The organism is Enterococcus sp. AMC1623, from assembly GCF_058216495.1.
This window is the reverse complement of the sequence record NZ_CM177096.1, coordinates 1234291-1256717: the sequence shown is the minus strand read 5'-3', so window position 1 is coordinate 1256717 and position 22427 is coordinate 1234291. Positions and strand designations below refer to the sequence as shown.

At 35.6% G+C, this 22427-nt stretch carries 23 protein-coding genes, 1 tRNA gene and 1 other annotated feature; of the genes, 21 read left to right on the top strand and 3 right to left on the bottom strand.

The window, feature by feature from the left end:
• Positions 1 to 35 precede the first annotated feature (35 nt).
• The 7 genes from AC4BC7_RS06195 to AC4BC7_RS06165 all read left to right on the top strand — a co-directional run bounded on the left by AC4BC7_RS06195 (position 36) and on the right by AC4BC7_RS06165 (position 6973).
• Positions 36 to 353, top strand: a complete 318-nt coding sequence (locus tag AC4BC7_RS06195; RefSeq protein WP_207941004.1) for a PTS sugar transporter subunit IIB — start codon at positions 36 to 38, stop codon at positions 351 to 353.
• A gap of 24 nt (positions 354 to 377) precedes the next feature.
• Positions 378 to 695: a PTS lactose/cellobiose transporter subunit IIA gene (locus AC4BC7_RS06190; protein WP_207941003.1), complete on the top strand. Its 318-nt coding sequence runs from the start codon at positions 378 to 380 to the stop codon at positions 693 to 695.
• A 24-nt stretch (positions 696 to 719) separates the two neighbouring features.
• A complete protein-coding gene (locus AC4BC7_RS06185; protein WP_207941002.1) occupies positions 720 to 1973 on the top strand; it encodes a PTS sugar transporter subunit IIC in 1254 nt (417 codons plus the stop codon).
• A gap of 64 nt (positions 1974 to 2037) precedes the next feature.
• Positions 2038 to 3189 carry a GNAT family N-acetyltransferase gene (locus AC4BC7_RS06180; protein ID WP_207941001.1) on the top strand — a complete coding sequence of 384 codons (1152 nt, stop codon included), beginning with the start codon at positions 2038 to 2040 and terminating at the stop codon, positions 3187 to 3189.
• Between the two features lie 72 nt (positions 3190 to 3261).
• Positions 3262 to 3333 (top strand) — tRNA-Arg (locus AC4BC7_RS06175).
• 364 nt (positions 3334 to 3697) lie between these two features.
• Positions 3698 to 3743: a sequence feature (sodium ion sensor (DUF1646 type); this cis-regulatory element may regulate processes involved in with the transportation of sodium ions), on the top strand.
• A 56-nt stretch (positions 3744 to 3799) separates the two neighbouring features.
• Entirely contained in the window at positions 3800 to 6556 is a 2757-nt protein-coding gene (locus AC4BC7_RS06170; RefSeq protein ID WP_490504156.1) for a cation-translocating P-type ATPase, read from the top strand.
• A 48-nt stretch (positions 6557 to 6604) separates the two neighbouring features.
• Positions 6605 to 6973: a metal-dependent transcriptional regulator gene (locus AC4BC7_RS06165; protein WP_490504155.1), complete on the top strand. Its 369-nt coding sequence runs from the start codon at positions 6605 to 6607 to the stop codon at positions 6971 to 6973.
• A gap of 147 nt (positions 6974 to 7120) precedes the next feature.
• Here the strand turns inward: AC4BC7_RS06165 and AC4BC7_RS06160 are convergent, their stop codons facing one another.
• Positions 7121 to 7609, bottom strand: a complete 489-nt coding sequence (locus tag AC4BC7_RS06160) for a gamma carbonic anhydrase family protein (RefSeq protein WP_490504154.1) — start codon at positions 7607 to 7609, stop codon at positions 7121 to 7123.
• Between the two features lie 175 nt (positions 7610 to 7784).
• On the opposite strand from AC4BC7_RS06160, the gene AC4BC7_RS06155 reads away from it, so the two are divergent.
• Entirely contained in the window at positions 7785 to 8624 is an 840-nt protein-coding gene (locus AC4BC7_RS06155) for an HAD family hydrolase (protein WP_207940998.1), read from the top strand.
• Between the two features lie 56 nt (positions 8625 to 8680).
• Here AC4BC7_RS06155 and AC4BC7_RS06150 read toward each other — a convergent pair whose 3' ends face one another.
• Positions 8681 to 9079 carry a MerR family transcriptional regulator gene (locus tag AC4BC7_RS06150; RefSeq protein ID WP_207940997.1) on the bottom strand — a complete coding sequence of 133 codons (399 nt, stop codon included), beginning with the start codon at positions 9077 to 9079 and terminating at the stop codon, positions 8681 to 8683.
• 104 nt (positions 9080 to 9183) lie between these two features.
• Here AC4BC7_RS06150 and AC4BC7_RS06145 point away from each other — a divergent pair, with 104 nt between their 5' ends.
• The 9 genes from AC4BC7_RS06145 (at position 9184) to AC4BC7_RS06105 (ending at position 16117) form a co-directional block, all read left to right on the top strand.
• On the top strand, positions 9184 to 10188 hold the full coding sequence (locus tag AC4BC7_RS06145) for an aldo/keto reductase (protein ID WP_207940996.1): 1005 nt from the start codon (positions 9184 to 9186) through the stop codon (positions 10186 to 10188).
• A 122-nt stretch (positions 10189 to 10310) separates the two neighbouring features.
• On the top strand, positions 10311 to 11192 hold the full coding sequence (locus AC4BC7_RS06140) for a LysR family transcriptional regulator (protein WP_207940995.1): 882 nt from the start codon (positions 10311 to 10313) through the stop codon (positions 11190 to 11192).
• Positions 11193 to 11290: 98 nt separating this feature from the next.
• Positions 11291 to 11815, top strand: coding sequence for a flavodoxin (locus tag AC4BC7_RS06135; protein WP_207940994.1), 525 nt, complete (start codon positions 11291 to 11293; stop codon positions 11813 to 11815).
• Positions 11816 to 12229 carry a cupin domain-containing protein gene (locus tag AC4BC7_RS06130; RefSeq protein WP_490504153.1) on the top strand — a complete coding sequence of 138 codons (414 nt, stop codon included), beginning with the start codon at positions 11816 to 11818 and terminating at the stop codon, positions 12227 to 12229.
• Positions 12230 to 12245: 16 nt separating this feature from the next.
• On the top strand, positions 12246 to 12563 hold the full coding sequence (locus tag AC4BC7_RS06125; protein ID WP_490504152.1) for a carboxymuconolactone decarboxylase family protein: 318 nt from the start codon (positions 12246 to 12248) through the stop codon (positions 12561 to 12563).
• Positions 12553 to 13752, top strand: coding sequence for an MFS transporter (locus AC4BC7_RS06120; RefSeq protein WP_490504151.1), 1200 nt, complete (start codon positions 12553 to 12555; stop codon positions 13750 to 13752). Before AC4BC7_RS06125 ends, AC4BC7_RS06120 begins: the two co-directional genes overlap by 11 nt.
• Before the next feature lie 17 nt (positions 13753 to 13769).
• Entirely contained in the window at positions 13770 to 14750 is a 981-nt protein-coding gene (locus tag AC4BC7_RS06115) for an aldo/keto reductase (protein WP_490504150.1), read from the top strand.
• Positions 14751 to 14826: 76 nt separating this feature from the next.
• Positions 14827 to 15225 (top strand): MerR family transcriptional regulator, encoded by a 399-nt coding sequence (locus tag AC4BC7_RS06110; RefSeq protein WP_490504149.1) that lies wholly within the window; start codon positions 14827 to 14829, stop codon positions 15223 to 15225.
• 1 nt (position 15226) lies between these two features.
• The gene (locus AC4BC7_RS06105; RefSeq protein WP_207940988.1) at positions 15227 to 16117 is read left to right on the top strand and encodes a MurR/RpiR family transcriptional regulator; all 891 of its coding nucleotides are present in this window, start codon (positions 15227 to 15229) and stop codon (positions 16115 to 16117) included.
• An 81-nt stretch (positions 16118 to 16198) separates the two neighbouring features.
• Here the strand turns inward: AC4BC7_RS06105 and AC4BC7_RS06100 are convergent, their stop codons facing one another.
• Positions 16199 to 17002, bottom strand: a complete 804-nt coding sequence (locus tag AC4BC7_RS06100; RefSeq protein ID WP_490504148.1) for an MBL fold metallo-hydrolase — start codon at positions 17000 to 17002, stop codon at positions 16199 to 16201.
• Positions 17003 to 17261: 259 nt separating this feature from the next.
• Between AC4BC7_RS06100 and AC4BC7_RS06095 the strand changes: the two genes are divergently transcribed.
• From AC4BC7_RS06095 to AC4BC7_RS06080, 4 genes are all read left to right on the top strand, one after another.
• Positions 17262 to 19118: a beta-glucoside-specific PTS transporter subunit IIABC gene (locus AC4BC7_RS06095; protein WP_207940986.1), complete on the top strand. Its 1857-nt coding sequence runs from the start codon at positions 17262 to 17264 to the stop codon at positions 19116 to 19118.
• Positions 19119 to 19130: 12 nt separating this feature from the next.
• The gene (locus tag AC4BC7_RS06090; RefSeq protein WP_490504147.1) at positions 19131 to 20555 is read left to right on the top strand and encodes a 6-phospho-beta-glucosidase; all 1425 of its coding nucleotides are present in this window, start codon (positions 19131 to 19133) and stop codon (positions 20553 to 20555) included.
• Positions 20556 to 20665: 110 nt separating this feature from the next.
• Positions 20666 to 21649 (top strand): aldo/keto reductase, encoded by a 984-nt coding sequence (locus AC4BC7_RS06085; RefSeq protein ID WP_490504146.1) that lies wholly within the window; start codon positions 20666 to 20668, stop codon positions 21647 to 21649.
• Between the two features lie 27 nt (positions 21650 to 21676).
• The gene (locus tag AC4BC7_RS06080; protein WP_490504145.1) at positions 21677 to 22411 is read left to right on the top strand and encodes an SDR family oxidoreductase; all 735 of its coding nucleotides are present in this window, start codon (positions 21677 to 21679) and stop codon (positions 22409 to 22411) included.
• The last annotated feature ends 16 nt before the right edge of the window (positions 22412 to 22427 follow it).

Below are 22427 nucleotides of genomic sequence, written 5' to 3'. Positions count from 1 at the left end.
TAAAGACAACATAAATTTGAGAGGTGGCAACAATCATGGCAAAAAAAACAATTATGCTCGTATGTTCAGCAGGAATGAGCACAAGTTTATTAGTAACAAAAATGCAAAAAGCAGCACAAGATAAAGGGGTAGACGCAGATATCTTTGCAGTATCAGCATCAGAAGCTGATATTCATTTAGAAACAAAACCAGTGGATGTTTTATTATTAGGTCCACAAGTTCGTTTTATGAAAGCTCAATTTGAACAAAAATTAACACCAAAAGGAATTCCATTAGATGTAATTAATATGTCTGATTATGGCATGATGAATGGTGAAAAAGTGTTAGCTCAAGCAGAAAGTTTAATGAAATAATTTTAATTACGAGGAGATATACGCATGGATGAAAAAAACTTAGAAGCAATTATGGGATTAATTATGTATGGTGGGAATGCAAAAAGCGATGCAATGGAAGCTATTGCTGCTGCCAAACAAGGTGACTTTGAATTAGCAGATCAAAAAATCAAAGATGCTGAAGCGTCATTAGTGGAAGCACATCATTCTCAAACAGGACTATTAACTCAAGAAGCACAAGGAGATCACATGACAGTTACTTTATTAACCGTTCATTCTCAAGATCATTTGATGACTTCAATCGCATTTACCGATTTAGCAAAAGAGATTATTGACGTTTATCGTCATATCGAAGCAAAATAATTTGATTATTTGGAGGAAGAAACAATGGATTCATTTGTAGCTTTTATGGAAGATAAATTTGTGCCAATTGCATCTAAAATTGGCGCACAACGTCACTTAGTAGCGATTCGTGACTCATTTATGGTAACAATGCCCTTAATGATTTTAGGGGCTTTGGTGGTTATGATTAATAACTTACCAATACCGGTTTATCAAAATTTTATGAACGGTATTTTTGGTGAAGGTGTTTGGCAAACGTTTGGCGGCTCTGTTTGGAACGGAACATTCGCTATTTTGTCTGTTATTATTTCATTTTTAATTGCGTATAATTTAGCTCACGGTTATGGCAAAGATGGTATTGCAGCAGGAACAGTATCACTAGCTTCATTCTTCGCTCTAGGCGGCGCAACAGGAATGTCTAGTACAGGTTTATTTATTGCAATTATTGTAGGGATTGTTTCAACAGAACTATTTGTTCGCTTATCTGGTAGTAGTAAATTAGTAATTAAAATGCCTGATGGTGTACCACCAGCTGTGGCACGTTCATTTGCAGCATTGTTACCAGCGATGATTGTAGTTAGTTTATTCGGTTTAGTCGCTGCGATTTTTGCAGCATTCGGTGTGCCAGATATTATTAATTCATTCTACACAGCGGTACAACAACCATTCATGGGAATGGCAAGTACGTATCCATCAGCGTTGTTAATTGCGTTTATTACACCTTTCTTATGGTTCTTTGGTTTACACGGTGCAAATATGATTGACCCATTTTTACAAACAATTAATGCACCTGCCATCGAAGCGAATGCATTAGCTGTATCAGCTGGTAAGGTAGCACCATATATCGTGAATAAGCCATTTATTGATAGTTTTGTCAACTTAGGCGGAACAGGTGCAACATTTGGTTTGATAATTGCGATCTATTTAGTTGGTCGTAAAAATAAAGCGTACAATGTAGTAAATAATTTAAGTGCTGCACCAGGATTATTCAACATCAATGAACCATTATTGTTTGGTTTACCAATTGTTTTAAATCCAATTATGTTTATTCCATTTATCATCACGCCAATGGTCTTAATTACAACTGCATTTTGGGCAACCAAATTAGGTTTCGTCCCTGCAGCAACATTTATGCCACCATGGGTAACACCTCCAGTAATTGGCGGATTTTTAGCAACACAAAGTTGGACAGGCGGTTTATTAGCAGCCATCAACCTAGTCATTTCTACATTGATTTACATTCCGTTTGTTCGTATCGGAGTTTTACAAGAATTAAAACGCGAACAAGCAGCACAATAAAATATCTACTTAAAGAAGGGTCATTTTTATGGTCCTTCTTTATAAATTCATAGGAGGAAAATAAATGCAAGAGACTACAAAAGCAGATGCGATCTATCAACTTGCTCATTATGCGTTTCAATTTAATCAAAGCGACGCATACAAAAATCGCTTGAATTATATTGTAGAACATTCAAAACATTATGGTTCCTACGATGGAGAACAACTAGCAAGTCAAATTATTGCGACGCCTTTAAAAGTTCAATTTTTTAATCAAGTGTTTGATATGGCAGGTGTAGGATTTGTTTCCTCTGATCCAAGTTATCGTGGTGAAGGCCGAATCGATCAATTGATGGCGAATATTTTAAATGACTGCAAAGAAAATAAGGTTCTTTTCTCTTATCTCGCACCATTCTCATATCCTTTTTATCGTCGTTACGGTTACGAATTGATTTTTGAACGAATTGCGTATGATGTACCTAGTCATGAGTGGCCGGATAGTAGACGTGTACCAGGAAAAATTCGTCGACAGACATGGGAACAATCAAAAGATGTCATTAAAGAAGTATATGAAGCATCTAATCGAAATAAGCATGGAGGATTACAACGTGAAGACTGGTGGTATGAATATAAGTTCCATATTCAACGCCCATATTATTTTGCCGTGTATTATAATGAATCCGACGAAGCGGAAGGCTATTTAATTTATCAAATTTTAAATGGTAAGTTTCATTGTGCAGAGTGGGAAGTATTAAGCGGCAATGCATATCATGCGTTGAATCGCTACATTGCTACACACAGAGATTCGGTCAGTGAAATTCGCTATGAACAAGGATACAATAAAAATAGTTCATTCTTCCTACAAGAAAAACCACTTGCAAATGCAACAATCCGACCAGAAATGATGGTTCGAATTGTTGATATTGAGGCATTTTTAACGGTTTATCCATTTGATAATCTACAAGCAGCATTTGCGATTCAGATTCTAGAAGATACCTATGCGCCATGGAATGAAGGGATTTTTGAAATTCATTCAAAAGGAACTGTCAGTAAAGTAGCGAAAACCAAGCTACCTACGCTAACAATTTCTGTTCAACGTTTTACACAACTCTTTTTAGGCTATCAAAAATTACGAGAATTGATGTTTTTCAATTGTGTAACGGTTGATAAAGAAATAGTGTCTATTGTAGAAGCGATTTTACCAACAGATATTCCTGTTTTAGAGGATTATTTTTAATAAGTAATTTTATCGCTGACCTTGCGTTTTTTTTAGGTTAGCGATAAAATGATAACAGACTTTTTGTCAATCGTCCTCTTAGTTAAATGGATATAACAAGGTCCTCCTAAGACTTAGTTGCTGGTTCGATTCCAGCAGAGGACGTAGCTGAAACTCTTTGTATAAGGGTTTCAGTTTTTTTATTTGAATGATGTATTTAGAGATTTTGCAGATTGAAAATTATAATTTTTAATAAAAGTGGCTGAATTTCTTGCTAACATTTTTCCTTTTACCTTGGCAGTTGTCGAGGTGGAAGCATTACAAAAGGGAATATTAAGTGCAATGGATTAAAATATTCATGCTGATACTGAGATGCGAACGTCACTTTCTTCAAACACAGAAAAAAGTGGGGAAGAATAGTTTTCAGTTTGCGATAACGATTGAGTAGTAAAAAATTATATTTTTTAGGCATCAAGATAGACAAAGTAGAAAATTTTTGTTAAATTAATACTAATTTCATAAATGACCAGGTTGGGCGCAAGCTTTCAAGACATATTCTCCAAGGGTGAGGAGAGTCTTGTTTGCTTGCGCTCTTTTTGCGTTGTTTAGAAAAAAAGAAAGGAAGTTAGCGATGCATTTTTATCAAGAAACAAAAGAAAAATTAATCAAGAGATTTGAGGTTGATCCAACGAACGGGTTAACAAATGAGCGTGTTCGTAGTCTCAGAGAGCAATATGGAGTGAATAAGCTACCTGATGAAAAAGAAGATCCATACTGGAAAGTCTTCTTGAAGAATTTTAAAGAACCCATTGTCATCGTATTGATGGGGGCTATTGTATTATCTTTATTGAGTTCCTTTTATTCTATTCAGATACAAGGAGATATGCAGCATGGTAAAGAATCTCTATATGAAGCAGCAGCTATTTTTATTTTAATTATCATCAATGCTTGTTTAGGTTTTTGGCAAGAAATTAGTGCGCGTAAGAGTTTAAATGCCTTAAAAGAGATGAACAATCGTCAAACAACGGTCTTAAGAAATGGGAGCTGGGAAAAAATTGCTGCTACAGATGTTGTGGTGGGAGATTTAATCAAAGCAGAAGTAGGCGATTTCGTTGAAGCAGATGTACGTTGGATTCAAACGAATGAATTGCAAGTGATTGAAGCACATTTAACTGGCGAAGCAGATGCGATTCATAAAAATACCGAAGCAATTGATGAAATTGTCGAAATTGGCGATAGAAAAAATATGGGCTTTTCAGGCTCCACTGTTTCAAATGGGCAAGGAATTGGTTTAGTCGTTGCTACAGGTTTAGACACTGAATTAGGAAACATTGCACAATTAATTCAAGCTGTAGAAGATACACCGTCTCCCTTACAGAATACGGTTAATAAATTGACAAAGACTTTAATGCTGATTTCAGCTGGTGTCATTCTATTTACCTTTGTGATTGGTATGATTCAGGCAGGGGAAATCAGTTTTACATCGATTGGTTCGGTACTTTCCACATCCATCGCTCTAGCAGTAGCTTCTATTCCTGATGCGTTGCCTGCAGTATTGTCGATTGTATTGACAATTGGCGCTTCTAAAATGGCACAAAACAGAGGTCTTATTAAATCTCTCTCCAGTGTAGAAACTTTAGGAGCAACCTCTTATATTTGTTCGGATAAAACCGGAACCTTAACGAAAAACGAAATGACAGTGGTTAAGTATTATAGTAACGGCCATTATTACACTGTATCTGGACTGGGTTATGCGCCAATAGGTGATATTAATTCACTAGAAGAAAGCGCCAAGATGTCTGATACACTAGCTTTTTTAGAAGGAGCTGTTTTATGTAATGAAGCGACTGTCAAAGAAATGGCTGGTGAATATAAACCATTTGGGAATCCAACAGAAGTCGCATTAACAGTTTTAGGCTTAAAAGCAGATCTAAGGAAAGAAAAACTAGAGCAAGAAAAAGAAATTGTCCGTACATTGCCCTTTACGAGTAGTCGTAAAATGATGAGTGTCATTGTTAAAGAAGGCGAGCGTTATCTGGTATATACCAAAGGCGCGCCAGATGTATTGGTCAATAAAAGTACAGGCATTTTAATCAATCATAAAGTTGATTCTTCAGAGGAAGCAAAACAATCATTCGTAGATACCGTCGAAGAGTATGCAGAAGCAGCCTTACGTACATTAGCTGTTGGTTATAGAGAAATTACGGAACAAGAAGCAATGAATGGATCTGTCGAAGAGTTAGAAAAGCAGTTAATTATTACCGGTGTTGCCGGGATTATTGATCCTGCTCGTGAAGAAGTCAAAGAATCTGTAAGTATATTGAAAAAAGCGAATGTCGAAGTTGTTATGATTACAGGGGACCATGAAAAAACGGCCAAAGCAATTGCCTTAGAATTAGGTATTGTTGATACGGTAGATGCGCCAGTGATTAAAGGTATTGAAATCGAGAAGATGTCTGATGAAGAATTATATAGTCGTGTGAAACATACGAATATCTATGCTCGTGTGTCACCTGAACATAAACAACGCATTGTTAAACAATTACAAAAGCACGGACAAATTGTCGCAATGACCGGTGATGGTGTCAATGATGCACCTGCATTACGTGCTGCGGATATTGGTATCGCTATGGGGATTGCTGGAACCGAAGTGACGAAAGATTCAGCCGACTTAATTCTGATGGACGACAAATTCACAACGATTGAACAATCTGTTAAAAGTGGTCGAACCATTTATGCCAATATTAAAAATTTTATGCGTCATGAATTAACAACCAATGTAGCAGAAGTTCTTTCATTATTGATTGGTTTAATCTTCTTTACACAATCAATCGGCAACGTTCCTGGTGCGACACCAACATTAACTGCTTTGATGATTTTATGGGTCAATATGGTAAGCGATGCAGTGCCTTCTTTTTCACTAGGATATGATGTCGCTGAGTCTGATATTATGGAGGAACAGCCGAGAGATCCAAACGAATCGGTTCTAGCAAATTATACCTGGTCTCGTGTCTTGATTCGCGGAATTTTTATGGGAGTATTGGTTTATGTTGCATTCTTATGGGCAGCTCACCAAGGGTTATCAAGTAATCAAGCCCAAACCGTAGCTTTCTTAACACTGGTTTATGGCCAATTATGGCATGTCTTTGATGCGCGAAGCACGAAAACATTATTTAGAAGAAACCCATTTGAAAACAAACACTTAATCGCAGCCGTTCTCTTTGCAGGTATTTCTTCTTATCTGGTAACGATTATTCCATTCTTTAATATAGTTATGGGAACAGCACCATTGACCTTGCCAATCTATTTACTGGTACTGTTTGTTCCAGCATTGCCTACCTTGATTTTATCAGGTGTGAAAGAGTTGTTTGGTATTAAGATTTGGTAGTGAAGCATTCATTCCTACTATCAATTAGAAGTGAAAGAAGGTGAGTAGGTGAAAATTTTTTCAGCAGAAAAAGAAGAATACTTAAAATTGATAAATTATTATCAAAATCAAGATGGTATTGCTCGAACGGGACTTTTAGCAAAAAAATTAGCCCTTACAAAGTCGTCTGTAACGGAAATGCTTCAAAAATTATCTCAAGAAAATCTTGTGAGATATACGCCATATATGGGTGTATATCTCACTGAAAAAGGATCTAGATATGTTGCCTATTTAAGAAAAAAGCAAGATTTACTAAGTTGTTTTTTAGAAACCTGTTTAGAATGCTCAGAAGAAGAAATAGAGGAGATTCTGGATGAATTAGAACATATCAATAATCAATTATTTTTTGATAAGTTAGAACAGTATTTGAAAGAATAGTCTATCATAAGTTCACTGACTAACAATTGTTGTTCATTCTAAAAAAATTAAGGCAGTCCAGATTTGCCTGTTAATCGGACTGCCTGTTTATTTGAGAAGTTAAGTTACTTATGAAATAGTCGATATACTTAAACGCTAGGTACGTGTCTATTCCTGTATTTCTAAATATTTTCCTTCTAAATATTCTTGTCCCAATTGACAATAGTGGTCAGTATTTTTTTGATTGGCTTGGATTTCTTCAGGGGTTAATGGCCGAATAACTTTTGCTGGACGACCAAAAGCTAAAACATTTGGAGGAATAATGGTACCTTGAGTAACTAAAGAACCTGCACCAATCATACTGTTTTCTCCAATAACGGCATGATTCAGCACAATGGAACTCATCCCGATTAATGCGCCAGATGCTATTTTACAGCCGTGAAGCATACATTGATGTCCGACTGTCACATTGTCGCCAATTTCTACTGGCGCGTTATGATCAATATGAATAATTGTTCCATCTTGAATGTTGGTACGGTTGCCAATTGTAATGGAATTGCCATCTCCTCGAATCACACTGTTAAACCAAACCGTTACTTCTGTCCCTAAAGTGACATCGCCAATTACCGTTGCATTTTTTGCAATAAAATTTGTCATTTTTGCGACTCCTTTCCATTCTGTAGCGCTATTGTTAGTATAGCATAAAGCTAATTATGTCAGTCATTATCAACTAGCGAATAGTTTACTAGATGTATCTGACTATGAATGTTCAATTCGTTGAAAAAAACTGATAAGATAGAGGTGACTTTATTTTAGAAAAGAGGAATGCTGATTGGGAAAAATCATTTTTTTAGATGTTGATGGAACACTGTGTAACGACTTAGGAAAAGTGCCTGAAAGTGCGAAAGAAGCAATTATAAAGACACATGAAAATGGACATGATTTCTTTTTGTGCACAGGACGTTCGAAAGCCGAAATCCCAGAAGAAGTGGTGCAATTACCGATTCGCGGTATGATTGGTGCGGGTGGTGGTTATTGTGAAGTGGATGGCGAAGTTATTTTACATGAAGTTTTTGATGTAATTGAATTAAGAAAATTGATAACTTTTCTTGAAGAAAATGAAGTGGAATATTATTTAGAATCAAATCAAGGATTGTTTGCGAGTAAAAACCTTAGAGATAGACTGAGTAGTTTGATTTTAAAAGGAACACCGAAAGACTCGATTGAGGGTCAAGAAAAATTACAAGATATTGCCTGGTTTTTAGACTTGTTAATTGAAGATCAAACAAAGATTGATTATGGGGATGTTAATAAAGTTTCTTTTATCAATCAAACGATTCCTTATGAAGTCATCCATGAAAAATATGAGGGCGATTTTTATATGTTACGTAGTACAGTTCCAATCTTTGGTCCAGACAGTGGCGAGATAGGCATTAAAAATATCACTAAAAAAACGGCAATCGAAACAGTCATTCAGCATCTTGAAAAAGATAAGAGCGAGACGATTGCATTTGGTGATGGTCATAATGACTTGTCAATGTTTGAAGCAGTTGAATTGAGTATTGCTATGGGAAATGCGCAAGATGTTTTAAAAGATGTAGCAGATATTGTTACTTTGACACATGATGAAGGCGGTATAGCAAAATCTTTAGAAGAACTTCATTTATATTAAGTATCAGAAATATCTTAAAAGAGCTTCACCTAAAAACTAGGGAAGCTCTTTTTTCTTTATCTTTTCCATTGAGAAGGATTGGTTTTATCAGGAATCCCATTATACATTATTTCTTCATAATGCCTCAGTTTGTTTTCAAGAAAGGTTACCCTAGCTTGAGCTTCTGCTAATTGTAATTCTGCTAATTTCTTAGAACGTAAAAAAATTTGATGGCGTTCTTTAATGGTGGAATCACCTAGTTGACTTAATTGAACAAATTCTTTAATTTCTTTAATTGATAACCCGCAAGCTTTTAAATTTTTTATACCTAACAACCAATTCATAGAGTCTTGATTAAAGAGACGTTGATTATTTTTAGTGCGAATTAAAGTAGGAATTAATTCGCAATCTGTATAATAACGGATGGTATGTTCACTCATATTGAGAATTTTTGAAGCCTCTTTGACTGTATACATTTTTTTCTCCTTGAAATTCCTTGACTTAGAGTAACTCTAAGGTGTTACAGTAATTATATCATGAACAAAATAGTTAGTTAATAAGTAAGGAGAGGAAGTTTATAATGAGTAAAAGAAAAATAGGAAATTTATCAGTTTCAACGATTGGTATGGGATGTATGGGTTTTTCTCATGGGTATGGACAAGTTCCAGAAGAAGCTTACAGTATTGAAGCGATTCGTAAAGCGTATGAATTTGGTTGTACATTTTTTGATACAGCAGAAGCTTATGGGAAAGAAATGTTTTATCCAGGACATAACGAGCAATTAGTTGGGAAAGCGGTTGCTCCTTTTAGAGAACAGGTTATTCTAGCAACTAAATTTCATATTGATGAAAATGAAATTACAGAAGAAATAGATTTGTATACAGCTATTCGCAAACATTTGAATGCTTCATTGAAAAACTTGCAGACAACATATGTTGATTTATATTATTTACATCGAATTAATGAACAGATTTCAATTGAGGATATTGCTCAGGTGATGGGGCAGTTCATTCGCGAAGGATTGATTAAAGAATGGGGCTTATCTCAAGTTTCAGTTGAGACGCTTGCTAAAGCACATCAGGTAACACCTGTAGCAGCCGTACAAAATCTTTATTCTATGATGGAACGTGACTGTGAGCAGGAAATATTTCCATATTGTTTAAAACATGGGATTAGTGTGGTGCCTTTTTCACCAATAGCGAGTGGTTTTTTGTCAGGTAAAATCACAACTGAAACAAAATTTGAAGGAGACGATGTAAGGAAATTTGTTCCTCAATTATCGAAAGAAAATATTGTTGCCAATCAACCGATAATAGCTCTTTTAAAGACATTTGCAAAAGAGAAACAAGCTACAAATGCGCAAATTTCGCTCGCTTGGATGCTTCATAAGTATAGTAACGTTATTCCAATTCCCGGATCTAAAAATCAAGAAAGGATTTTAGAGAATTTAGGTTCATGGGATGTTCATTTAAATAATCAAGAGTTTGAAGCAATTGAATTCGCTCTCAATGACGTAGTGATTCATGGCCATAGAGGACATGTCGAATCGCAACAAAAATCATTTGGTAAACAATGGGAAAAATAAGAAAGAACTGCACTTTTCGATAGGAAGTGCAGTTTTTTATTAAAAAAAGAGACCGGCTTGTCTTAAAGCAGGCTTTAACATGTATAATAACATTAAGAGAAAAAATAAGGAGGAAGGTATCTTTGGAAATTAGAATGTTAAAATACTTCCTAACCGTTGCAGAAGAACAAAATATTACTCAAGCAGCAAAAAAACTGCATATCACACAACCAACTTTAAGTAGACAAATTCGAGAATTCGAAGAGAGTTTACAGCTTGATTTATTTGTACGCCAAAATAAAAAACTATATTTAACTGAACCGGGTATGTTTTTGAAGAAACGAGCAGAAGAAATTTTAGAGTTGAATGAAAAAACCGAACAAGAATTTGCGAATTATCAACAGGCTATTTTAAGTGGTCAAATTTCAATTGGTTGTGTAGAAGCGGAAAGTTCTCATTTTTTATCAGAAATGTTAGAAGAAATGATTGCTGATTATCCTCAAGTAACATTCAATATTTTTAGTGGAACGAGTAATGATATTACTGAAAAATTAGATAAAGGTCTGTTAGATGTTGCGTTATTAATTGAACCAACGCCTATGGATAAATACAATAAATTGATTTTACCAGACAAAGAAATCTGGGGAGTATTAGTTTCGACAGAACATTTTTTAAGTAACCAACAGAGCATTTCTGCAACAGATCTTCGAGGGATTCCGCTTATTTGTTCTAGTCGTAAAGAAGTCAGAGAGATGTTTTGTTCTTGGGGACAATTCACAGAAGGCGACTTAAATATTGTTGGGAAATACAATTTAATTTTTAATGTCATTTCTTTAGTAGAAAATAAAGTGGGAGCTGCCTTAGCGATTAAAGGAGCCATTGATAATCGAAAAAATAAGACAATCTTCCTACCTTGCGCCCCCGCACTTGAAACTAATTGTGTACTTGTCTGGAAAAAAGATGCCATCCTTAGTTCAACAGTTCTTACATTTATCAAAAAAATCAAACATGCTTTAGAGGCATGAAACTAAGCCTAATAGGTATTGGACGCTAAGTAAATAACGCTGTACTATGAACTTGTAAGCTATTTGAATTCATGGTACAGCTTTTTTGAGGTGAGAAAATGACAATTATAATCTACTTTTCTAGAAAAGATGAAAATTTCGTTAATGGTCAAATTAAAACACTAGTGAAGGGAAATACAAAAATTTTAGCAGAAAAAATTGGAGAAAAGTTACAACTCTCGGTAGTTGAAATTTGTCCGAAAGTTCCGTATCCCTTTGACTATTACGAGGCAATGGCCATTGTTGAAAAGGAAAAAGTAACGAAGGACAAGCCTATTTTTCATGAACTAGCGATTGACTGGAATCGAGTAGAAACGATTTTTTTAGGATTTCCAAACTGGTTTGGTTCGCTTCCGCAGATAGTTGTTCACTTTTTAGAAACAGTTGATTTGTCAGCTAAAACAATTTATCCATTTTGTACACATGAAGGAAGTGCTTTTGGTTGCAGTTTAATTGAGCTAAAAAAAATCTGTCCAAACGCAAATGTAAAGGTAGGTTTACCAGTTAGAGGTTCAAGAGTTGAGAAAGCTGATAATGCTATTGCAAACTGGCTTACACAGTATTCGATAACGGAGGAGATATAAATGGCAAAATTTGAAGAAGTCAAAGATGGTGTGATTTTTCCAAGTGGTGATAAAAATGATGCGTTTGCTCAATATTTTGTTGGGCAAAGTTATTTGAAAACCCTTGTCGCGGATCCGTCAGTTAATGTCGGTGTAGGAAATGTGACATTTGAACCAGGATGTCGAAACAATTGGCATATTCATCACGATGGTTTCCAAATTCTTTTAGTTACAGGCGGTGAAGGCTGGTATCAAGAGGTAGGAAAAGAAGCTCAATTCTTAAAGCCAGGCGATGTTGTCGTTACACATGATGGGGTAAAGCATTGGCATGGTGCAGCAAAAGATAGTTGGTTTGAACATATTGCAATTACTGCTGGCACTCCAGAATGGCTAGAACCAGTTTCTGATGAGATTTATTTAAATTTAAAAAAATAAGAAAGAAGGAAAAATAATGCCAAAACAAACAGCTGGAAGAGATAACTTAGGAGAATTTGCCCCACAATTTGCAGCATTAAATGATGATGTCTTATTTGGTGAAGTATGGGATCGGGAAGCACAACTTTCTCCACGTGATCGTAGTTTAATCACTGTTGCAAGTCTGTTAACCCAAGGTGTTCCTCAATTAGAAGCACATCTAAATATTGCTAAGCAAAATGGCGTAACAAAAGAAGAAATTGTCGAATTAATTACACATCTTGCTTTTTATGCTGGATGGCCGAAAGCATGGTCAGCATTTAATTTAGCCAAAGAAATTTTTGATGATAAATAAAGCTATCGCTAAAGAAGGAAACCTGAACTTTTTTTCAATGAAATTAATTGCCTTGCTATCAGTTGCGCTGGTGGTTAATTCTGCGCCAGCTATTTCAGCAAATATTCCAGCGATTACGCAACATTTTTCCGAAATAAATCCGGTGTATGTTGGACTGCTGACCACGATTCCGTCCTTATTTTTAGTGATGGGTGTATTTTTAACTAGTCGTATTGAAAAACAAATTGGTAAAAAGTATACCATTATGACAGGACTACTAATTGTAGGAATTTTTGGTACTCTTCCTGCATGGTATCAAGGGAATTTTGCTGTTTTGTTTCTTTCAAGATGTTTGCTGGGATTAGGAATTGGTTTGTTTAATCGACTGCTAATTCAAATGATTAGTCAGCTATTCCAAAAAGATAATCTCAAAAAGGCAAAAGCGTTAGGTTTAGAAAGTGCCTGTGAAGGTTTAGGCGGTATTTTTATGACAATCGCAGTCGGTCAATTAATTAAAATAAATTGGGAAAGCTCTTTTTTGGTCTATGGTTTTGCGGTAATTAGTTTATTCGTTGTATTTTTATTTATTCCGAATGGAAACTTAACACAGGATACAGAAGAAGCTGGTATAGAATCTTCTATCTCCAACGAGCGTAAAATAAAATCTATTTTATTAGGAATGGTGTTATTCTGCATTGTTCTGCTGTTTATCAATTATAACTTACAGATTACCCCATTGTTGATTGAGCAAGGAATTGGTGACGCGACTAATGGAAGTAATATGATTGCTGCAATTGCGACAGGTGCTTTTATTGCAGGTAACTTATTTGGGTTAACTTACCGTTATTTACAGCGTTGGTTATTGCCTCTTGCAGCTTTTGTAGCTGGAGGCAGTATCTTTTTGACTAGTTGGTCAACTTCTGTGAACTTTACGCTTCTTTGTTCATTGCTGTTAGGTTTTGCCTTCCGTAATATTATGCCTTATTTTATGCATACGTTTACTACTGGTGGCGAAGTAGTAGCGAAATTTGGTACGACAGTTGTATTAGTAGCGTATAATTTGGGAGCGACACTTGCACCTTACGCTTCGCAAGCTATGTCTTTAGTGAGTGGCAATGCCAGCGCAAGAAATCAAATGATTATTACAGGCCTAGCATTAGGCAGCATTGGCTTGATTATCTTGATTTTTAATAAATACATGACCGTTTAAAAAAGGAGGTAGTGGAAATGGACTACGTGAAATTAGGAAATACCGGAATGGACGTCTCTCGGATTTGTCTGGGAGCGATGAGTTTTGGGGATCCCCATAATTGGATTCACCAATGGGTTTTAGAAGAAGATGAGAGTCGTCCGATTATTAAACGTGCATTAGACTTAGGTATCAATTTTTTTGACACGGCAAATGTCTATTCTTTAGGGCGTAGTGAAGAAATCTTAGGTAAAGCTCTGAAAGATTATGCCAATCGTGATGAAATTGTTCTAGCTACAAAGGTGCATCAAAAAATGTTTGACGGTCCGAATGGGCAAGGATTATCTAGAAAAGCAATCATGTCACAAATTGATCAAAGCTTGCAACGACTACAAACAGATTATGTGGACTTGTATATTATTCATCGATGGGATTACCATACACCGATTGAAGAAACGATGGAAGCATTACATGATGTAGTGAAAGCAGGAAAGGCACGGTATATTGGAGCTTCAGCGATGTATGCCTATCAATTTCAGAAAGCCAATCATGTTGCTGAAAAAAATGGTTGGACAAAATTTGTGTCTATGCAAAATCATTTGAATTTAATGTATCGTGAAGAAGAACGTGAAATGATTCCCTATTGTATCGATCAAGGGATTGCTTTGACGCCATACAGTCCGTTAGCTTCAGGGAGACTTGTCAAACCATTTTCTGAAAGTTCTTTAAGACGAGAAACAGATCCAGCACAAAGAGCGAAATACGATGAATCTGCAGAAAAAGATCGAATTATTATCGAGCGCGTAGCAAAAATCGCGGACAAGCATCATGTCAGTCGTGTAGAAGTAGCATTAGCTTGGCTTTTACAAAAAGAGAATTTAGCGGCGCCAATTATCGGCGCTACCAAACTTAGTCACGTCGAAACAGCAGTCAAAGCCATTGACTTTAAATTAACTGAAGAAGAAGTGACCTATTTGGAAGAAGAGTACATTCCACATAAAATTGTCGGATTTTCATAAATGCTAAGACTAGTAGGAATTTTTCCACTAGTCTTAATGTACATAGCCCAAAGATACTGATTAGGAGGACATACAGATGAATATTTCAGAAGTAGCTGCTAGGTATCAATTGACACCAGCAACTTTACGATATTATGAACAACAGGGGTTGATTCCACCTATTGCACGCACCAAGGCGGGGAATCGAACCTACTCCAACGAAGATGTAAATTGGATTGAATTTATTAAATGCATGCGCGATTCTGGATTATCAATTGAATCATTAGCTGAATATACGAAATTATATCAAAAAGGAGATGAAACCTTAGAAGCACGGCAGGCGATTTTGATTGTGGAATATAAAAAACTACTAGAAAAACAACAGCAAATAAATGAAACAGTATTTAAACTAGGAAATAAAATAAAAAACTATGAAGCAAAAATAAAAACAGGCGAAAGTCAAACCGCTAGTTATGCTAATGGGAGTGTTGAATAGTATGTATCTCTTTCAGAAAATTGAAGAAACTGTCTTTAAACAATATGATGCCCGTCGAACAATCGGAGAATTTCTTTTAGCCAATCGTGAAAAACTATCAGAATATACCATGGAAGACATCGCTAAATTGACGCACACTTCAAAAGCAACATTGGTTCGATTTGCGAAATATTTTAATTATTCTGGGTGGAAGGAATTCATGTACGCTTTTACACATGAAGTGGCTCATTTTAATGACAATCATTTTGATGTCGACACCAATGTTCCTTTTGATAATGCCGCAGATACTTTGGAAATTATTGAAAATATTGCGAATCTTCGAATGCAAACGATTAAAGAAACATCTTCATTAATGTCGGTGACTGATATTAATCATGCAGCTAATATTTTGAACCAAGCAGAGACGATTATTATTTATGGAAGAAGTCCGAATTCTTATTTTGGAGAGTTATTTAAAAGAAACCTAAATACAATTCATAAGAAAGCTTTTGTAGCTGATACAGATGAAGCGGGATTGATTTCAAATACCTTGACTAGTAAAGATTGTGCCATCATTATTTCTTATTCTGGCAATAATTCTGACTCTTATCCAATGAAAAATGTAAAAATTCTTCTAAACAATCGTGTGCCAATCATTAGTATAACCAGTGGCGGAGAAAACTATTTGCGCGACTATTCTACCATTGTTTTAAATGTATCAAGCAGAGAAAAACTATATTCAAAAATAGCTAATTTTTCTACCGAAGAGTCCATTCAATTTATCTTAACTATTTTATATGCCAAAGTATTTTCTTTGAATTATGATGAAAATATGAAGACCAAAATAGCTAATTCACGTAGGTTAGAAGTGAAAAGACAAACAACATTTAAAGATATTTCAGAAGATTTTTAAAGGTAAATATCAACGACAATAAAATATCCGAACAACGTAGATAAACAGTGTGCAATCTATGTTGTTCGGATATTTTTATTACTATTTCTTTGTTAATTTAAAAGCTTCGCCAGCAGCAACTAATTGAATACGTTTGGGATTGATAATTCTGTCATATAAATCTTCAGGATTCCCGTTAAAGGCATCAATGTGTGGCGCATCAACAGTTCCCCAGTGTGAGAGAATTAAATCCGCATGGGGATATGTATTTGCTAATTTAATTGCATTTTCAAAACCAATATGCCAAGCATTGTCATTAAAATCAAAAAGAATGGCATCGGGTTGTGGCATTTCTAACTGTTCTGGAAGTAATCGAGAATCTCCAGGAATCCACAGTGTTCCATCAGGAGTATCAATCCAAAATCCACAATAATCTTCTATTTTAAAAATACGATCAAATTTATCTGTTTCATTTTGCCACAAATGATTGGCTTTTGTTAAAGTCACCTTTAAATTATCAACCATAAATTCATCATAAAGAGCATGTCCTGTAGCTGCGACTGCTAATTGCTTTGCCATTAATTCCGCAACGTAGTTTGGTCCATGAAAAGAAGACGTTTTCGGAGCTAATTTTTTTATAGTTGGCAAACTGTAATGATCGTTATCAGAATGTGTAATTAAAATAGCCTCTAAGTAAGGAACATCTGCGGTTTTAATTGGCAATTCAATTAATAAAGGTAAGTCAAATTCTTCTAAAACAGGATCCACCATCAGGCAAGTTCCTCTGCTATTCAATAAAATTCCTGAATTTCCCAACCAGCGAATCATCGTCTCTTCATTTTTTTGAAAGGCTTCTTGCGCAAAAAAAATCGTTTGTGGAGGAAGTGCTTGTTTCTTATCTGTCATTTTATTTCAGCTCCTTTAAATGGATTAACATACTATTGATTATATCAGTTTAAGCTCACTTTAAGTCAATTATTTTTGGTGAAGATGAAATAAATTTCATGGAAAAGAGCAGATTTTAAAATAAAATGAAATCCATTTCAACTTTAAAGAAAAGTATTGGAAACGCTATCTGTAAGTGTTAAATTGCTTGCAGGAGAAACATTATGTCTTACCGGTGACAGCATAAATTTTCTTTAAAATTTATTTAGGAGAGGTTTGTATGAGCAAAAAATATGAACAGTTGGCTAAAGAGATAGTTCAACAATTAGGCGGCAAAGAAAATATTACTGACGCCTATCATTGTCAAACAAGATTACGTTTTAAAGTAGCGGATGAATCGAAGTTAAACAAAGACAAATTAGAAGAGTTAGATGGTGTGACGAAATATATTCATAATGCAGGTGTGCATCAAGTTGTCATTGGTACTCATGTGAAGGATGTGTTTGAAGAAGTTGAAAAAAATATTGATGTTCAAACTTCAAACGATAACGGTTCAACTGAGAAAAAAGGGCTAGTAGCTACAGTGATCGATTTTGTTTCAGGAACCTTCCAACCAGTTATTCCAGCATTATCTGGAGCTGGGATGGTAAAGGCAGTTTTAGCTCTTTTGATTGTATTTAAGGTGATTACCCCTGATTCTCAAACGTATTATATGTTGAATCTATTTGCTGATGGCGTATTTTTCTTTCTACCCATGATTTTGGCGTTTACAGTTGCTCAAAAGTTGCGCTGTAATCCTATTCTAGCTGTTTCTGTAGCAGCAATGATGTTGCATCCAAATTGGGGAGCTTTAGTAACAGCAGGAGAACCAGTTAATTTCTTCGGATTCATTCCCTTTACTTTAGCTACGTATACTGGTTCAGTTATTCCTATTTTAATTGTTATTTTCTTCCAATCTTACGTAGAAAAATTCTTAAATAAAGTGATTCCAAAATCAGTCGAATTAGTGTTTGTTCCGATGTTAACTTTTCTAATCATGGGAACATTGGCGTTCTCTTTATTTGGACCAATTGGTAGTATTTTGGGCGGTTATTTAGCAACTTTCTTTACTTTCTTAAGCGTAAATGCCAGCTGGGTACCAGCTGTTTTAATTGGTGGTTTGCTTCCAGTAATGGTTATGTTTGGCTTACACAACGGAGTGGCACCCCTTGGCGTTATGCAAATGGCTGAATTAGGTTATGATAGTATTTTTGGTCCAGGCGCATTGGTTTCAAATATTGCACAGGCGACTGCTGCAGCGGTAGTTGCTTTCCGTACAAAAAATAAAAAAATAAAACAAGTAGCCGTTTCAGGATCAATTACTGCTTATATGGGAATTACAGAACCTGTATTATATGGAGTGAATTTACCTAAAAAATATCCATTGATTGCAGCCATGATTGGTGGAGCTTCAGGTGGATTATATGCCGGTTTAACAAATACACATCGCTTTGCAACAGGCTCATCTGGATTACCAGCTGTGCTCCTTTATATTGGTGATGATACAATGAAATTTTTCTGGAATATTATCATTGCATTAATTATTTCTGCAGCTGTGACAGCAGTATTAACCTACGTTTTAAGCTTCAAATATGAAAAAGATGAGATAACAGATGTACCAGAAATCAAACCGATTATTTTAGAAGACACTCGTTTGATTAGCCCTATTCCCGGGACAGTTATTCCTTTAAGTCAAGTTCAGGATGAAGCATTTGCATCTGAAGCGTTAGGAAAAGGTTTCGCAATTAATCCATCTGAAGGAGAAGTTTTTGCACCATTTAATGGGAAAGTTGTTGCAGTTTTTCCTACTAAACATGCCATTGGTCTTATGTCGGACTCAGGTGTGGAAATTTTAATTCATGTTGGTTTGAATACAGTCGAGCTAAATGGTCAATATTTTGACGCATTAGTAGAACCGGATCAGCCAGTTACCAAAGGACAGTTACTGTTGACTTTTGATGTGAAGAAAATTGAAGCAGCGGGGTATCCAACGCAAGTACCCGTTGTAGTAACAAATACACCACAATATTCCTCAATTGAAATGATTAAACAAGGGGACGTGAATAAAGACGAAGAAGTATTAGTCGTCAAAGTTTAGGAGTGATTAAATATGACTTTAAGTAAAGATTTTTTATGGGGTGGCGCAACAGCTGCCAATCAAGCAGAAGGTGGTGTTTTGGAAGGTGGAAGAGGCCTGTCAAATGTAGACCTTCTTCCGACAGGTCCTGATCGCAAAAAAGTTGCAGCTGGTAACTTAGAAATGTTGGAGTGGCAAGAAGGCTATTATTATCCAGCAAAAGAAGCGATTGATATGTATCATCACTATATGGAAGATATCCAACTATTTGCAGAGATGGGTTTTAAAGTCTATCGGATGTCTCTTTCTTGGTCTCGAATTTTTCCTAATGGAAATGACAAAGAACCCAATGAAGAAGGATTAGCTTTCTATGAAACTATTTTTAAAGAATTGCGAAAACATAACATTGAACCATTAGTGACAATTGCTCATTTTGACGTTCCTGTTCATTTGATTAAAGAGTATGGTGGCTGGAAAAACCGTCAATTGATTGATTTCTATGCTAATTATGCAGAAACGGTAATCAAACGATACAAAGGTTTAGTCAAATACTGGTTAACAATCAATGAAATCAATATTTTGTTACACCAACCTTTTGTAGGTGGTGGTATCGTCTTTAAAGAAGGTGATAATCAACAAGAGATTAAATATCAAGCAGCGCACCATCAATTGGTAGCTAGCGCATTAGCGACTAAAATTGCACATGAAGTAGATAGTGAGAACATGGTAGGTTGTATGTTAGCTGGAGGAAGTCACTATCCGTATACTTGCCGACCAGAAGATTATCAAGAAGCAATTAATCGTGACAGAGAAGGTTATTTCTTTATTGATGTCCAAGCGCGTGGAAAATACCCCAATTATGCGTTGAAGAAATTTGAACGTGAAGGGTTAAATATTGAAATGGAAGAAAAGGATGAAGCGATTCTTGCGGCATCACCTGTAGATTTTGTGACTTTTTCTTATTATTGTTCGCGAACAGTCAGTGCGCATCCAGAAGATTATGCACAAGCTACAGGAAACTTGTTCCCGTCTATTAAAAATGAACATCTTCCTTCAACGGAATGGGGATGGCAAATTGATCCACTTGGTTTAAGAAATTCTTTAAATCAAATGTATGATCGTTACCAAAAACCTTTATTTATCGTAGAAAATGGTTTGGGTGCTATTGATAAGCCAGATGAACACGGCTATATAGAAGATGATTATCGCATCGACTATTTAAAGAAACATGTGCAAGCTTTTAAAGATGCTGTGGAGATTGATGGCGTAGAACTTCTTGGTTACACCACTTGGGGCTGTATCGATTTAGTTGCTGCAAGTACAGGGCAAATGAGTAAACGTTACGGATTTATTTACGTTGATCGTGATGATGAAGGGCATGGAACTCTTAAGCGTACGAAGAAAAAGTCATTTGAATGGTATAAACAAGTAATTGCATCAAATGGAGAGATTCTATAAATTATCTTCGTGATAAAGTTAACTTCATCAAATAAAATAAGAAATGAAAATAAAAGAATGGTGCCTTGTTCCATTCTTTTATTTTTTAGAAAGATGAGAGGGGAACAGTTATGAATCAACGAATTTTAGGAGAGACAGGATTAGTTACCTCAGAATTAGGATTTGGCTGTATGGGTTTGAATCATCACAGAGGCCCTGTGAAAGACAGGAACGATATGATAAAAGTCGTTCAGCATGCGTATGAAGCTGGGATAAGAATGTTTGATACTGCGGAAGTTTATGGACCATACACCAATGAGGAATTAGTTGGTGAGGCTATTCAACCGTTTCGTAAAGATATTCAATTAGCAACAAAAGGCGGTTTTAGAATTACTGGTGATTCTGACACACCGGATAGTAGCAAAAAAACATTGAGAAATTCATTGGAAGGTTCTTTGAAACGCTTGAAGACAGAATATATTGATTTGTATTATATTCATCGTATAGATTCACATATACCAATTGAAGAAGTTGCGCAAACGATGCAAGAATTTAAAAAAGAAGGTAAAATTTTGCACTGGGGCTTATCAGAAGCCAATTCTGAAACAATTCGACGTGCACATCAAGTAGAACCTTTAGCCGCTGTACAAAGTGAATATTCTATTTGGTGGCGAGAATTAGAAAAAGAAGTCATTCCTACATTGGAAGAATTAAAAATAGGCCTAGTGGCTTACAGTCCACTAGGAAGAGGCTTTCTTACAGGAAAGTTAACTAGAAGTGATATTGCTAATGAGAATGATAACCGTGCGGAACTTCCACGTTTTACTAAAGAAGCATTTCAAGCAAATCAAGTTGTCCTAGACTTATTACAAAAAATTGCCAATGAAAAAGAGGCAACAATTGCTCAAGTGTCGCTAGCATGGTTATTAGCTCAAAAGGATTGGATTATCCCAATTCCTGGAACAACAAAATGGAATCGTGTGGACGAAAATATTGGTGCAACGACAATCCAATTTAGCCAACAAGAGTTGATAGACATTAATTATGCGGTAGACCAATTAGTAATTGTTGGCGATCGTTACAATCAAGAACAAAAGAAACGTACTGGGAAGTAAAATTTTATAAATAAAGTAGGAGAAGCAATGAACTTAACTGAGAAAGTAGTTATTATCATGGGAGCTTCAAGTGGTATCGGTGAAGCAACAACCAAAATATTAGCAGAACATGGGTTTAAACTAGTTATTGCAGCACGTAGAATTGACAAACTTAAAAAAATAAAAAATGAGTTACCAAAAGCAGCAATCGATTATCTAAAAGCGGATGTTACCAATTTTGAAGAAGTACAAGAAGTAATAAATTTTACTAAGAAGAAATATGGTCGTGTAGATGTGCTATTTAATAATGCTGGAATAATGCCGACAGCACCTCTAAGTAAAGGTAAAAGAGAAGAATGGCAACAAATGCTTGATATTAATGTTATGGGTGTTTTGAATGGTATTGCTGCTGTCCTACCTACGATGATTCAACAAAAATCGGGTCATATTATTACGACAGATTCAGTGGCAGGTCATGTTGTTTATCCTAATTCAGCGGTATATTGTGGAACAAAGTTTGCAGTGAAAGCGATTATGGAGGGGTTAAGACAAGAACAGAGAGAAAATAATATTAAATCTACTTTGATTACTCCTGGAATGGTCGAAACTGATTTATATAAAACAATTAATGATAAAAAAGTTAGTGCAGAGCTTAAAGAAAATTCTCAAAAAATAGGTTTAAAAGCAAAGGAAATTGGTGAGGCTATACTGTATATCATCGATACGCCGGATCATCTGTCTATTAATGAAATGATTATCAGACCAACCCTCCAAGAAAGATAATAAAAAGAGAGTATTG